This is a genomic window from Actinomadura graeca (genome assembly GCF_019175365.1).
Lineage (GTDB): Bacteria > Actinomycetota > Actinomycetes > Streptosporangiales > Streptosporangiaceae > Spirillospora > Spirillospora graeca.
On record NZ_CP059572.1, the window covers coordinates 6,005,725 to 6,019,842 of the forward strand.

The 14,118-nt window shown below is 65.7% G+C and carries 13 protein-coding genes; 9 read left to right on the forward strand and 4 right to left on the reverse strand.

Annotated elements, in window-relative coordinates:
* Positions 1-56: 56 nt before the first annotated feature.
* From AGRA3207_RS26645 to AGRA3207_RS26655, 3 genes are all read left to right on the forward strand, one after another.
* Complete coding sequence (locus AGRA3207_RS26645; RefSeq protein ID WP_231329744.1) at positions 57-2,078, forward strand: NACHT domain-containing protein; 2,022 nt, start codon at positions 57-59, stop codon at positions 2,076-2,078.
* Positions 2,079-3,116: 1,038 nt separating this feature from the next.
* Entirely contained in the window at positions 3,117-3,767 is a 651-nt protein-coding gene (locus AGRA3207_RS26650) for a hypothetical protein (protein ID WP_231329745.1), read from the forward strand.
* A gap of 63 nt (positions 3,768-3,830) precedes the next feature.
* A complete protein-coding gene (locus AGRA3207_RS26655; RefSeq protein ID WP_231329746.1) occupies positions 3,831-4,484 on the forward strand; it encodes a hypothetical protein in 654 nt (217 codons plus the stop codon).
* 912 nt (positions 4,485-5,396) lie between these two features.
* Here AGRA3207_RS26655 and AGRA3207_RS26660 read toward each other — a convergent pair.
* From AGRA3207_RS26660 to AGRA3207_RS26675, 4 genes are all read right to left on the reverse strand, one after another.
* Positions 5,397-5,588, reverse strand: coding sequence for a hypothetical protein (locus AGRA3207_RS26660; protein WP_231329747.1), 192 nt, complete (start codon positions 5,586-5,588; stop codon positions 5,397-5,399).
* Between the two features lie 370 nt (positions 5,589-5,958).
* On the reverse strand, positions 5,959-6,165 hold the full coding sequence (locus AGRA3207_RS26665; RefSeq protein ID WP_231329748.1) for a hypothetical protein: 207 nt from the start codon (positions 6,163-6,165) through the stop codon (positions 5,959-5,961).
* Between the two features lie 250 nt (positions 6,166-6,415).
* The gene (locus AGRA3207_RS26670) at positions 6,416-6,718 is read right to left on the reverse strand and encodes a hypothetical protein (RefSeq protein WP_231329749.1); all 303 of its coding nucleotides are present in this window, start codon (positions 6,716-6,718) and stop codon (positions 6,416-6,418) included.
* Positions 6,715-6,960: a hypothetical protein gene (locus tag AGRA3207_RS26675; RefSeq protein ID WP_231329750.1), complete on the reverse strand. Its 246-nt coding sequence runs from the start codon at positions 6,958-6,960 to the stop codon at positions 6,715-6,717. Before AGRA3207_RS26675 ends, AGRA3207_RS26670 begins: the two co-directional genes overlap by 4 nt.
* A 51-nt stretch (positions 6,961-7,011) precedes the next feature.
* Between AGRA3207_RS26675 and AGRA3207_RS26680 the strand changes: the two genes are divergently transcribed.
* From AGRA3207_RS26680 to AGRA3207_RS26705, 6 genes are all read left to right on the forward strand, one after another.
* The gene (locus tag AGRA3207_RS26680) at positions 7,012-7,488 is read left to right on the forward strand and encodes a DNA-processing protein DprA (RefSeq protein ID WP_273699943.1); all 477 of its coding nucleotides are present in this window, start codon (positions 7,012-7,014) and stop codon (positions 7,486-7,488) included.
* Between the two features lie 23 nt (positions 7,489-7,511).
* Positions 7,512-8,867, forward strand: coding sequence for an NsdA family TPR-like regulatory protein (locus AGRA3207_RS26685; protein ID WP_231329752.1), 1,356 nt, complete (start codon positions 7,512-7,514; stop codon positions 8,865-8,867).
* 406 nt (positions 8,868-9,273) lie between these two features.
* The gene (locus tag AGRA3207_RS26690) at positions 9,274-9,693 is read left to right on the forward strand and encodes a hypothetical protein (protein WP_231329753.1); all 420 of its coding nucleotides are present in this window, start codon (positions 9,274-9,276) and stop codon (positions 9,691-9,693) included.
* Positions 9,690-12,080, forward strand: coding sequence for an FxSxx-COOH system tetratricopeptide repeat protein (gene fxsT, locus AGRA3207_RS26695; RefSeq protein ID WP_231329754.1), 2,391 nt, complete (start codon positions 9,690-9,692; stop codon positions 12,078-12,080). Before AGRA3207_RS26690 ends, fxsT begins: the two co-directional genes overlap by 4 nt.
* 785 nt (positions 12,081-12,865) lie before the next feature.
* Positions 12,866-13,246, forward strand: a complete 381-nt coding sequence (locus AGRA3207_RS26700) for a hypothetical protein (RefSeq protein ID WP_231329755.1) — start codon at positions 12,866-12,868, stop codon at positions 13,244-13,246.
* A 2-nt stretch (positions 13,247-13,248) separates the two neighbouring features.
* A complete protein-coding gene (locus AGRA3207_RS26705) occupies positions 13,249-14,106 on the forward strand; it encodes a hypothetical protein (RefSeq protein ID WP_231329756.1) in 858 nt (285 codons plus the stop codon).
* Positions 14,107-14,118: the final 12 nt, after the last annotated feature.

The window sequence follows — 14,118 nt, forward strand, 5'->3', positions numbered from 1 at the left end:
CAAGTCGATGGAAGGTGACGATACATGCTGTGCTGTCTGAAGGGGAGCCCGTCGAGGTGATCTCAATCGAGAAGTCCCACCTTGAGCTGGTCTCGGCACTCCGTAAGCTGCGCACGCGGGCGGGTGATCCTTCGTTCCGCAAGCTCGCGGGCGAGATCGGCACGACCAGTCACACCACTCTTGCCGAACTCTTCGGTGGTAGGCGCATACCATCCTGGGCCACCGTTGCCGATGTCACGCAGGTTCTCGGCGGCGATCCAAGGAAGGTTCGACCTCTCTGGGAGGCGGCAACCCGCACCGACGCCCAGCAAACTGAGCGCGAACGGGAGGAGGCGGACTTCGTCCACCGGTACTGTCGCTTCATCCTCAGCCACCACGGCTTGGTTCAGATTTCTGATCCGCGCCGACGCGAAACGAGGCCGCTCGAAAGGCTCTACGTGCCTCCGAGGTTCCATGCTCTGGTTGCAGGCCACCCGCGAAGGATCAGTTTCGACCAGTTCGAAAGCCGTATCGATCGAACCGTGGTCCTTGGCGCCCCTGGCAGCGGCAAGAGCACCCTCGGCAGGTTCCTCGCCCTCCAGTACGCGAAGGCTGCGAACAGGGTCCCCTTCTTCGTGAGGTTGCGTGAGACTTCCGTCCCCCTGCTGGCTCTTCGTACGATCGAGCGGCTGGTGGAAGTCTCGTTGCAGACCCCTCCTCCAGAGGGGTTGGTCCGGAGGCTCATGGTTGACAGTCCGACCCTCGTTATCTTCGACGGCTTGGACGAACTTTCGACGATCACTGAGCGCATCGACACAGCTTCGGCCATCGAGTCATTCGCTGCCGAATATCCGAATGCCCAGGTCATCGTGACCTCACGCGCAGGCACGTACGAGGTGGCGAGTCTCGATCCCCAGATCTTTCAGACCTACACAATCGCCGAGTTTGATGATGAGCAGGTGGGCCAGTTCGCGGAACGGTGGTTCGAAGGATCCGAGATGGCCGCCGCCTTCCAGAATGAGAGCCGGGCCCTTGGTGACATGATGCTAAACCCTCTTATGCTCACCTACACTTGCATCCATTACGATGGGATGGGTTACATCCCCCGCAATAGGGCCGACCTCTTTACGTCGTTCTGGGAGGTCATGACCCATAAGTGGGATGCCGCACGGGGCATCGATAGATCGGGCGTGCGAAGTGAGGACAGTATCGTTGTCCTCGGCGAGCTTGCGCTCACCATGCTGCGCAACTCTGACTCGGAAATCTCCGCCGCCGCATTCCAGCGGTTGGCCAGCGACACTTTGATTAAAAAATATGATCGCAATGCGGCTGAGAAGATATCCCGCGAGCTGATCGAAAACCTGACCAACCAGGGGATTCTCATTGGTGACGAGGCTAGCTACGGGTTTATGCACAGGGCTTTCATGGAATACGCGGCCGCCAAGCATATCGTTAGCCGATGGGACACCCCAGAAGAAGCAGGGCGTGCTCTCCCGCCCCCAACCGACCAATGGCGACCTACTATTGCGCTCGCCGCGCAGATGGCAGACAATTATTGGACTCACGGCGCCGACCGCTTGATCAGTTCGCTCGTACAAGCAACGGAATCTCTGGACAAGCACCAGCAGGCTGACGTGCTCGACTTCCTGTCCTCGATTATGGAGACTCCCGTCCTCACTCAGCCCGCGGACTCTGTGATCGTCAATGTCGATGCATGGCCGGTCGACCCAGCAGTGCCGCCCACCATCGTCGAAGAGTTGCGCACTATGCGCTCTCTATTGACGAGTGGCCTTCACCGCCCTGCCCTCGCCATAGGCTGGCACATACTGGAGAACGGTCTGCAAGAACTCCTTGCGGACCGTCTTTTGAAGGCTTTCCCGCGCTCTTTCGTGCCCGAAATTGAGCACAGGTTCACTGCTTTCGACATCCTCCTCATGGCCGAGGCCTTTGGGATTCTGACCGAGGATCAAATCAGCGACATCAAGCTTGCCAGATCGCCGAAGCCCGGCGAACCAGCGCGGATGGCCCGAACCCTCCACGATGCCGTGTCTGACCTTTACCGCAACTTCCCAGACCGACAGGAACGCTCCTCTAGCTAACGGTTACGATGGATTGCCCCTATTGACGTTGCAGCTTCCCTGTAGCCAGAAAGAAGCAACTTAGGAAGGGGTCGAAGCTGGCGGGTTGTAACTCTGGGGTGGTATCTGAGGACGGCTATTGTGCAGTTCGCGGCGAGCTGTGCGGCAAAGATGGACAGTAACGGCGGCAAACGAAGGTCCACGTGAACGTCCGGATGCACACGTTGCAAGTTGGGTGAGGCCGTGACGGGCAAGGAACGCCGGTAATTCGCATCGAGGTGGTGGGGCGCGGTGAGGCGACGGTTCGACGAGCGGAGCGGACGCTTCGCAGCCCCAGCCTGGGGGGTACGCCCGCTCGAAGCTGTCTGTCACACCGTCTCGCCGTTCGCGCGGGCACTCGAGACGGTCCGCGCTAACGCCAGTGCTAACAACAGCGCTGGATCACTCTAGACAATTGCGGACGCGCGGGAGGGGTTCGGGCAGGTCAGGGGACGGCAGTGGGCAAGCCTGGACTTTGCTAATCTTGCTCGTAAACAGAAGGTTAGGGGTTCAAATCCCCTCGCCGGCTCCAGCAGGTCACCCCCGGATTGCGATCTTGGGAAAGCAACCTCAACCCCGGAATCGGGGCTCGTGCGACCACTTGCCGCTGCGCGACTTCGATCTTGTTGTCCGAGGGCTCCGCGTCGTCCTCCGTCTTGTACACGAACCGGTCTACTGCCCCGCGCTATCGGCCAGTGGCCGAGCTGTTTAGCTTGTGGGCGGTTTCGGGCGCGGCGTCGGTAGTGGTCGGACTTTGGGGTGTCGTGGTCGAGGCGGCTTGCTTTGAGGCGGACGAACCGGCTTTCTGCGCGGCCAGGTCAGGGCCGGTTCGTTCGTGATGACCACCATCGAGCGGATGGTGTTCGACGACTCTGGGTGGACGCCTGCTCGGCAGGGGACCGCAGAGGCAAGCGGTTCGTCACTGCTTGGAACACCGTCGACGTCGGGACAGTAACCCCTGGTGAGGCCGCTTGTGGTCTTCGTCCATGTGGTGGGGCCCACAACTCCAGGATGACGGCCATGGGTAACGGGAGGGCGTGGTGGCCGTGGCTGGCGGTCCTGGCGGCGGTGGTTGGAGTGCTGGTGCTGGGGGTAGTGACGTTCGCTCCGCTGGCGGGCGAGGACGGGTTACAGGTCTCGGCGAACCGCGCCCAGTTCACCGGAGGGTTCGTGCTGGCCGGCGCGGTGCCGCTGATCCTGGCGGTACGGTGGGCGCGGCGACGCTCCAGCGAGTTGGCCACACCGACCGTCCCAGCACCCGACGCGGTGGCGCGCGCCAAGGAGTTACTGGCCGAGATGGTCGCCGAGCAGTGGCGGGAGGAGGCACGGCTTCGGTTGCTGGACGACCCCGATTCGATCCCGGTGTGCTGGCGGACGCCCGAGCAGGCCGCACTGATGGACCATCCGGCCAACATCCAATCCGGAGCGGAACAGAGGTTGTGGTGGACCGCGTCCAGTGCCGACATCGCTGCGCTCGGCACCCGGTTTCGCGGCACCCGGCGTCGTCGTCTGGTGATCCTGGGCGGACCAGGGGCAGGCAAGACCACCCCGGCGGTGCAACTGCTGCTGCATCTGCTGGCCACCCGCCCACAGCACCCCGATGAGCCGGTCCCAGTCCTGTTCCCGATCGCCGGGTGGGACACCGGACGGTTTCCCCGGCTGCAGGACTGACTCCCCGACCAGCTTCTCGGTGACTACCCGGCTCTGCGGGCCCCCGCGCTCGATGGGAAGTTCGTGCGGGCGCTGGCCGCGCGCGGGCATCTGCTGCCCGTCCTGGACGGCTTGGACGAACTCCCCGAACCCGCCCAGACCGAAGTGATCGGCGCGCTGAACCGGTCGCTGGGCGGCGACGACCAGCTCATCCTCACCAGCCGCACAGCCGAGTTCACCGACGCGGTCACCGGGGCCGGGGACGTCATCACCTCCGCAGTCGTGCTGGAGTCCCGTCCGCTCGATTCCATGGTGGCCGCGGACTACTTGGCATCCTGCCTACCTCCCGAACCCGGTCCGCACTGGCAGCACACTCTGACCACCCTGCGCCACGCACCGCTTCCCGGTCGGCGGCCACCCGGCTACCCGGCCGCTGCCGTGGCAGATGTCGCGGAGACTCCGCTGGGCCTGTGGCTGTTGCGCACCGTCTACATCACCCCCGGCGCCGATCCCTCCCGGCTCATCGACCTGGCTCGGTTTCCCACCGCAAGCGCCCTGCGGGCGCACCTGTTCGACCGGCTCATCCCCGCGCTGATCACCGCCCGCCCACCTGGTGACAACCCCGCCGAACCATTCCGTCCCCGTCGCCGCCACGATCCCGAACAGGTCCGTCGCTGGCTGGGCTACCTGGCCCACCACCTCACCCGTCAGGCCACCCCCACCCGCGACCTGGCGTAGTGGCGCCTGGCCACCACCACCCACGCCATCACCCTCATCACTCGGCTCCGCCTTGCCCTCCTCGCCCTTGCTGCCGGGGTTGCGGACGGGCTGACGAGCGGCCTCACGATCGGGCTTCTGATCGGGCTCAAGGGAGGACTCGTCTTCGGGCTCGTAGTCGGGCTCGCCCTCGGGCCCACCGCCAGATCTTGGGCGGACGACCCGCCTGGATATGCCGACTTGCGCGTCCGCCAGCGTGGCGCATTTCTTTTTCAGAACACGAAATCCAGCCTTACGGCCGGTCTCACAGGTGGCCTCATGGCCGGCCTGGCGTTCGGGCTGCCCTATGGGATCCTCTACAATCTCGCGGGCGGCCTCGCCCACGGAATCGCGGCCGGGCTCGCATTCGGGTTCGCATTCGGAATCGCCGGTGGGCTCGCCAGATTGGCGGAGACACCAGCGCGAGTACGCCATCCCCAGACACCGGTCAGCAGTTGGCGCTCCGACCGGGCTCTGAACTTGTTCCGCGTCAGCAATTACGCGCCCGCGATCGGGCTGGCTGTCGGATGCGGGGCCGGTCCGGCAGTCGATCCCACCGTCCAGACCCTGGACGGTCTCACTGCCGGCGTGGCGTTCGGGCCGACGGGCGGCCTTGCGGCCGGCCTCGTGTTCGGGCTCACTTTGGGTGACCACCGGGCCTGGCCGCCGCCATCTGGTCGTCTCATGGCGGCTGGCGAAGGCCGAACCTTTGCCCTGCCGACTGATGCCTTTCCTGGACGACCGTCACCGCCTCGGTCTGCTGCGCGCGGTCGGACCGATCTACCAGGTCCGCCACGCTGAGTTGCAGGACCATCTCGCCGCGACCTATCAGCCCGCGTCCTGATCGAACACTTGTCGATAGTCGCGGTCACGTGGGCGGGTCTCGGCTGGGAGTCAGCGCGCGGTGGTCGGGAGGACTCGGACGAGGTCGGCGGTGGTGAGGTCCGCGGCGGCGAGGACGGTCTCAAGGTCGCGGACGCCGAAGCAGTACCGGATGAGGATGAGGTGCCGACGGGCGCGCAAGGTGGGCCGCCCGTCAAGTCGGATCAGCTCTACGTCCCAGCCGCCGGGTGCCACCCACCTCATGTGTGCATGGTATGACCTGCGAAAACGTGGTCCGGTCGTCAGTGTTTCGCGACGTCGACTCTGTCACGGTCGAAGATGGGTGCGCCTTCGCGGCCCTTCCGGGTCATGAGATAGAGGCCGTGCCGGACGGGCGGTGACCCGCGCGGGGGACGCTGATCCGTCCTCTTCGCCGTCGAGGCCAAGTAGTCGGGGCGTTTTAGGTGACGTGGAGGTAGGTGCCGGGTTCGCCGAGCGCTCGCATTTCGGGCGGGCTGTCGGGGGTGTGTCGGCAGCGGGTTTCGATCTTTGGGGCGCGGCCACGGAGGGTGTCGCGGAGGGCGTCCAGAGTGCCGTAGGGCGGGTCGGTGAACAGCACAGATTCTCCTGGGAGCTAGGTACGGAGCCGACGGGCGACGTCGAGGCGCGGGTCCGGGGTGTTGGCGGGGACGAACAGGCGGCGGGCCTTGCCGTGCAGGGTGGTGTTCCACCACCGCGGGTCGTCGTCCTCGGCGCAGGCGGCGCCGATGACTTCGCGGGTCTCGACGTCCACGATGATCAGGGTGTTGTTATCGCCGATGACCTCGTACGCGGGGGTCACCGGATGGTCCTTGTGGTGTGTGCGCGGCGGCGGGACGGGGCGGAATGTCCCGCCGCCGCGCGGCCGTGTGGCTGCCCGCGGGCGCCTTGAACCGCGGCGTTGGCCACACGGTGGTAAAGCATGGCGGCGCGGAGCCTCAGAGATCTGAGTTGTCCCACGCCGCCGTGATGGACGCCGCGCCCTTGAGCCCATACGAGCTGCGATGTCCACGCGTGCGTGGTTGCTGTATTTCGTTCTATTTGGATTCGTTTCACGGCTCTGTCCAGACGACGATTCCAGTGGCCGGATCCAGCCGCGCCTTACCGATCACGTCACGGACGGAGTACTCGGCGCCTCCCGAGGGACTGAGGGCCACGCGGCGGACCGTTCCGGTCGCGCCCGCTGGCTCGGCACGAAGAGCCGCATCGACGTACTCAATGGCTTCGTTCGGGTCGCGCGTTACACCGCACTGGTCAGCGCTCGCGGTGCGGATGTCCCACGCGTACCTGACAAGTGGCTCGTGCCCGGTTGGCTGCTCCACCCAGCTGAACATCCGGTCGTCGGGGTAGATCACCGGGCTTCTCCGCCCGGACCACCGAGCAGCAATGCCAGGCGGTCGGCCATCGCTCGTACCTGACCGCGTTCACCGACCTCGTATCCCCAGTTGGTGAGATAACGGTCGGTCGGACAGCTCACGACCTCGCGCAGTGAGGACGAGACGGGATTCGTCACGGCCTGGCTCGGCCCTGGGCATTCCCCGGCCGCAAGCCCGTGTTCCCGGAAAAGCCTGGCAAGCTGGGTGAGTTCCTCGCTCATACGTACCGAGTGAAGCGGTCTCGTCGGTGCGAGGGCAGATGACATTTGGTGATGCGAGGACACACGACCATGCCGCAAGCTGTGACGATCACCGGTACCCGATCGACGGCACACCGTCCCCTGATCGAGTACAGGGCGCTGTTCGAGGAGTACATCGCCCCCTTCGCCCGGGAGGGCGTGCGCTTCCTTATCGGTGGCGCTTCCGGGATCGACTCGCTTTCGCTGCTGTGGCTCGGGAGTGAGACCGCCGTCGATCTCACGGTCGTCGTGCCGGCCACACTCCGCGACCAGCCGGCCGATGCTCGGCATGCTGTCGAGGCGATGCAAGAGGCCGGACGTCTCACCGAGGTCGTGGAACTGGGTGGCGAAACTCGCACACCGGGATATCACGCCCGGAATCGCTGGATGGTCGACCGAGCCGACGCCGTCATCGGATTTCCACGGCGAGGCACGGAGACCAGTGGTACCTGGTACACCCTCGGCTATGCCGCGAAGCAGGGCAAACCGCAGCTCGTCGTACCTGTGTGACGTAGGAGTGATGTACTGCGAGGGTGGACGCCGCACGCAGGGCCGGTGCGCAGGGGCTTCGCCGCTTGCGGGACTCGCGGGGTTTGTCCTGGGGCGACCTCGCGAAGGAGTTGCGCACACACGCCTGCAGGCTTCGCATCGCTCGGATCGCCACAGCCCAGCTGGATAGTGTCCGCCGTGCTATCGCTCGCTGGGAGGCTGGCGTCAGTCCACCGGACGAGCGGTATCAGCTGCTGCTCGCGCACGTTTACGCGCGCTCGCCACTGGGTGTGGTCGCCCTGGGGCCGGGCTCAGATTTCGAATTCCTGTTGGAAACGCTTGCTCTCTTCGGCATTGGCCGGGAGCGTCTAGAGGATTTGCGCACGACGGTCGCCGTATCGGTCACCGACACCGGAACGAGCCTGCTGGCGTTCCTCGCCCCGCCTCTGCGCAACGAGCTGGCCGGGGCTCTTTCGCGACCCGACGATCTCGATCTTGATGTGGTGGACGGTTTGGTGGCCGCGACCGCCGCGGTGGACGAGCAGATTGGGAGCGTGCCGTTTGTTCGCCTGCACTTGGCCCACGCAGCGGTCGTAGATGCGTGCCGGCAACTCCTTCTAGGCGAACAGGCCGACCCGGTGCGGACCGGGTTACAGGTGGTTGCCGGGCGAGCGTTCGCGCTCGCCGCCCGTTTGGCGTTCGAGACCCGGGACGATGTCGCCGCGCTCGCGCTGTATGAAGAGGCGGTCGCGGCGGTTGGCGGGGAAGCGCCGTCGCATCGGGCGCTGATCCGTTCGAGCCAGACCATGGTGGTCTTCTACTCCACCGGGGACATTGGTCGGGCGCGCCGGATTTCTGCTGAGGCCGTGCAGGATGCTCGTCGGGGCGAGAGCGTGCTCATGCGGGCCAGAGCGCACGCGCTCCAGGCCGAGATGGCGGTTCGCGGACATCCTTCGCAGAGACGCCACGCACAGGCTGCGCTGCATCTGGCCTGGCATGACCTGGACGCCGACACCACCGGCGACCCGATGGAGGGCGCGTTCAGCAAAGGGCGCCTCCACGGGTTCGAGGGCATTTGCGGGATATACATCGGCGAAGCGGCCGCCGCTGAGCAGCAGTTGGCGAAGGCCGCCGAGGCACTCGCGCGCTCGCGTGAGGTTGTTCAGCGATGCATCGTGTTGACGGACCGCGCGGTCGCCCAATTGCACACGGGTGAGCCCGGCGCGCCGGAGGCGGCGGCTGGGCAGCTCCACGAGTGCGTGGACATCACCGCCGCCACACGAGGGCGAGTTCCGGCTCAACGTCTGCGGCAAGCCCGAATGGAGCTGAGCCGCTGGCGAACCGAAAGCTTCGTTGCGGCTCTGGACGACCACATCCACGAGAGATTGATCGGCGTTTGAACGTGAAATAGCCAGCCTCGTCGCCCGCCTGTGCTATGTCAGATCAGCACCTGCTGAGGCTTTTCGCGCGCCGCGGTGCGCCGATTTTCCGCCAATCCATCATGAGTTCCGGAAGCGTGCATGGTCGCCGCCAGCGGCGAGCCGGACTCTCCGGCGCGCGAGATGTCGGCGCTACAGCCACTCCGCGAGGGCAGGGAACGGCGGGCCGGGAGGCGCCGAGACAACCGCGTTGTCGGCCGGTGCAGGTTCTGGATGGATTGTCGAGCTAACCCGGGGATGTGATTGGTGGGCCGGTTTCGGTCGTGGAGGGTGTTCGCATTCGGGAGGCGAGGTGGTGCGTCTAGCCTCCCGGTTAACGGTCAGTGGCCTTGCGGTCACTGGTGATCATCGCTAGGAAGGCACGGGGATGTCTGGGGATCTGGGGCAGTTGGCCAGCCACGTGACACAGCACGTGACCACGGCGGCGGGCGCCTACGGAGTCGCAGTGTTAGTACGCACGCGGGACCAAGCGGCCGAGGCCATGGTGGGGCTCGGGCAGCGGCTGGCGCAGAGGATCCTCGGTGCCCGCGCGGAGGGCGAGGAACTTCCCGAGCCGCTGGCCGATGTGATCGACGATCCCGACGACAGTGACAACCAGGCCGCGTTGCGCGAGGCGATCCATAAGGCCCTGGCCGCTAACACCGAGCTGGCCGCGCAGGTACAGCAGTGGGTCCGGGATGCGCAGAGTGCCGGAGGTCAGGTCAGCACGTCTGGGGAGCGGTCCCCAGCAGTGCAAACCAACCAAGGCATCATCGCCACTGGCGACGGCAACACCTTTCTGCTGTGACCGACGACAACACGCGAGTCGAGGAGCGGGTCAGTTCCGTCGGCCCGCAGACTTCAGGGCCCCGGTCGCCAGGGGTCGGCGTCAACTTCGGCACGGTCAAGTCCGGCGATGAGATCACCCAGGCTGCGGTGTCGCTTCCGGCACCGGAGACAGTGCGGTCCGCCGCGCGACTAGTCGCATTGCCGCGCCCGGCCACATCGGTGTTCCTCGGACGCCACGACGACTACCAGCGGCTAGAACAGGTGCTGGCCGCCGCTGATGAGACGGTGGTGGTGACTCAGGCCGTGTATGGCATGGGCGGGGTGGGCAAGTCGGAGATGGCGCTGCAGTACGCCCACCGAGCCCGGACGCGATATGAGGCGGTGTGGTGGGTGACCGCCGAGAGCCCTCAACAGGTCGAGGCCGGGTTGGCAGGGTTGACCCATCACCTGGTCCAGGACGCCGCGAGGGCGGCGACCACCGAGGATGCCGCCGCGTGGGCGGTCGGTTGGCTGCGGGCCCATCCAAGCTGGCTGCTGCTGCTGGACAACGTCACCGACCCAACCCATGTCGCCGGGCTATTAGGGCGCTTGGAGGGTGGGCATGTGCTGATAACCAGCCGCCGGGATGTGCGTTGGCCCGGCACCACGCGCACCTTGCAGCTAGGGTTGCTCGACCCGGGACCAGCCGCCGAACTGATCACCACTATCACCGGGCGCACCACCCCAGAAGACCGAAGGACGGCTGCTGTGATCGCCCGGGAACTGGGCTACCTGCCGTTGGCACTGGATCAGGCCGCCGCCTATATTCGTCAGACCCGCATTACGTTGGGCCGCTATCTGGGGCTGCTGCGACAACATCCGGCTCGCTACCACGCCAAGGCCGCCGATGGTGACAAGGCCCAGGCCACTATCGCGCGCCTGTGGGACATCACCCTGCATACCCTCCAAGAGCAGGACCCGGAGGCGGCTGAACTTGTTTCGGTGCTAGCGCAGTACGCGCCTGCGGACGTTCCTCGGTCGATACTGGGTGGCGGGGACGAGGAGGCCACCGAAGCGGCCGACGCAGCGCTAGGAGTCCTGGCCTCCCACAGCATGATCGACCTGACCGATGAGACGGTGGCGATGCACCGTCTCACCCGTGCCGCTGTCCTATCTCACGCCCGCGACATCAGCGGAGATCACGCGGACGATACGTCCCGTGACCTCGCCCTCGACTGGTTACAAGCGAGCATGCCCGACGCCCCCGACTCCGATGTGTCCGGCTGGCCCGTCTGGCGATCTCTGGTCGTCCATGTGGAAGCGATCACCGCCTCTGCCTCATCCCGGCCATCTCAGCAGCTCAGTCACGTGCTTAACCAGACAGGGCTGTTCCTGATCGCGCAGGGCGAGTATCAACGCGCCAACGCCATGCTCACCATTGCAGCCACTAACGCCGAGGCTGCCCTGGGTCCTGATCATCCCGACGTCGCCACCCGGCTGAGGCACCTGGCCGCCACGCATCGCGCACTGGGCCGGGCCGCCGAAGCCCTGCCTTTGGAAGAACGGGCGTTGGCCATCGCCGAGGCTGCGCTGGGTCCTGATCACCATCACGTCGCCATCGGGCTGGGGCACCTGGCCGCCACGTATCGCGCACTAGGGCGGGCCGCCGAAGCCCTGCCTTTGGACCAACGGGCGGTTGCCATCGCCGAGGCCGCGCTGGGCCCTGACCATCCCAGCGTTGCGCTCGGGCTGGGGAACTTGGCTGTCACGCTTCGGGCGTTGGGGCGGGTCGCTGAGACGCTGCCGTTGGAGCAGCGGGCGTTGGCTATCGCCGAGGCTGCGCTCGGCCCGAATCACCCTGACGTCGCCGTTGGGCTGGGGAACTTGGCCGTCACGCTTCGGGCGTTGGGGCGGGTCGCTGAGACGCTGCCGTTGGAAGAGCGGGCGTTGGCTATCGCCGAGGCCGTGCTGGGTCCGAATCACCCTGACGTCGCAACGCGGTTGGGGAGCTTGGCCGCCACGCTTCGTGCGCTGGGACGGGTGGCAGAGGCAATGCCGTTGTTCGAGCGGGCGTTGGCCATCGCCGAGACTTCGCTGGGTCCTGATCATCCCGACGTGGCGACCCGGTTAGGGCACCTGGCCGCCACACACCGTGCGCTGGGGCAAGCCGTCGAGGCGCTGCCGTTGGAGCAGCGGGCGTTGGCCATCGCCGAGGCCGCTCTGGGTCCTCATCACCCCGACGTCGCCACTCGGTGGGGAAACCTGGCCGCCACGTACCGCGCGCTGGACCGGGCCGTCGAAGCGCTGGCAGCGATCACTCAGGCCGAACAATGCGCGTCGGCAGCGCTTGGGAGGCAGCATCCCACTACACGGTCGCTGCAGAAGTACGCCGACCATCTGAAAGATCGGTACGGAGTGCCGGATTGAACCTGAGCCGTGCAGCACAAATGCAGCGGCCGTTCCATGCGGCCTAGCACTGGCGGGGGGTGGTCTAGGTCGTCGCTGTCCATGCGTTGCCGCTCGTCCCATCAGGTTGCCCCCGGCGGAGAACAAGGGCCCGATGGCGTTGGACGCCTGGTTCGGCTCTGTTGGGCTGACGCCACCGATGACGATTTCTAAGGGGTGGCCGGCGGGCCGGTCATGCAGTGCGCCACGCTGCTCGTGCAGGTAGGAGACCAGGTCGCGCACCTCCTCGGGCGGCGGGACGCAGCCGCGTGAGGCGGAGGAGAACAAGGGCACCGCCCTGTCGAACCGGGCTGCGCGACGCATTGGTGGGCGGCGCGGCCCCAGCAAGATCAGGATAAAATCAGCTCAAGGGACGCGTAAGACCGCCCACAATCTGAACTACCCCCACACTGCTTCTTTAGGCTGCAGTTCCTTGCTCCGCGGACATGATGCCGTGGCCTGTCCGGCTTGCTGGACGCCGCAGGGCATGATCACCGCCATCGGATCGGGATCGAGCCGGAGGGCTCCTCGGCCCAATAAGGGACCTGGAGTTACGAGATGGAACCCGGTTGGGGCGCAGGTGGCGCCGAAGGGATCTGTTCCACGCCGGTCAGTCCGTTTTCGCCTCCGCCGGGCCGCTGGCGCGATGTGGCCGACATCAGCGGTACCCCGGTGAGGAGTCGCCAGGTGGCGACATACTACTGTTCAGCAGCTACTGAACAGCAATCTTCTGACGGCGTGTCAGCGCTTGGGTGAGGGGGCCAGCTGTGAATCCAAAAGTGAAGCACGCAGTGGCGGCGGCCGCCACCTTCGTGGTCGCGGCCGCGGTGAATCTGGTAACTGGCATGCTGACTCAGAGGGCCAGCCTGGTCTGGGTGATCACTCTCGTGGCCCTGGTCGTAGTTGGCGGGGCCGTGGAGGCTTGGCTGAAATGGTCCGGTGGCTCGGCGCCTGCGGGGCGAAGCCGCCAGAAGGCTCACCAGGTCAAGGTCGGTGGGAGTGTCAGACAATCCATGACCGAGTCGGGTGAGCAAACAGCCTCGGACTCCGTTGTTGACGGCGACGTCTCGCAGAGGATGAGCAAACCGGGTGAGCAGAACGTCACGAATACCGGTGTTGGTTCCGATCTGACACAAGATCAGGGTTAACCATGGGAGGACGGCCGCGTCGACGCGGCACCCGTCAGTCCGTCACCAAGAGTGAAGTCGGCCGCGATCTCAATCAAACTTCCGGGACCATCATCACCGGGAAGGGCCACACTTTCCACATCGGCAGTCCGCGGATCTTAATGGTGCTCAGTGTGGTGTCCACGGTTCTTGCTGTGACGGTCATCGGTGGTTTCATGGTGCTGCGCCGGAGCGACGCGCACACGGATGCGCATACGTCGGTGACCGTTCCGCCCAAGGCGGTCGTGACCTTCGACGAGGTGGGTGATAACTCGGTGGTTCCCATGGCGCCCGGACATCTTCCCAGCCCGCCCGACTATCCACCCGCCGACGAGAACGGTCACTGCCAGGAATGGAAGTCCTGGTTCGACCGATTGGCGGGAGCGCCCATCACAAAGTCACGACCTATCCGAATCTCGGCACCGGCCCACGCCAACGTGGAAGTCGTCAGCGCGAAACCAACGGTCTACAGGTCCTATAAGCCTGCGCGGCTGACCCTGGTCAGATGCCAGGGAGCTGGACCGAAGCCGGGAACTTTGCTGCGCATTGACCTGGATCACCCGGTTGCTCCGCCCACAGTCGTCGCCGACGACGGCAGCGAAAAGCCTCTGCGGATGCCGAACGCCACCATTGCCATCAACGCTGGGCACACCGAGTACGTTGCGGTCACCCCGCGAGCGGCCGCCGCGAAGATGGTGGAATGGTCAGTACGGATAACGATGGTCATCGACCAGAAAGAACAGGTCGTGAACTACGGCTCGGCTGGCCGGCCATTGCGCAACTGGTTCGGACCCCCGCCACCGGCACAGGACTGGGATCAGGCCCGACGAACTTGGACGTAGTCTGTCGGCTAC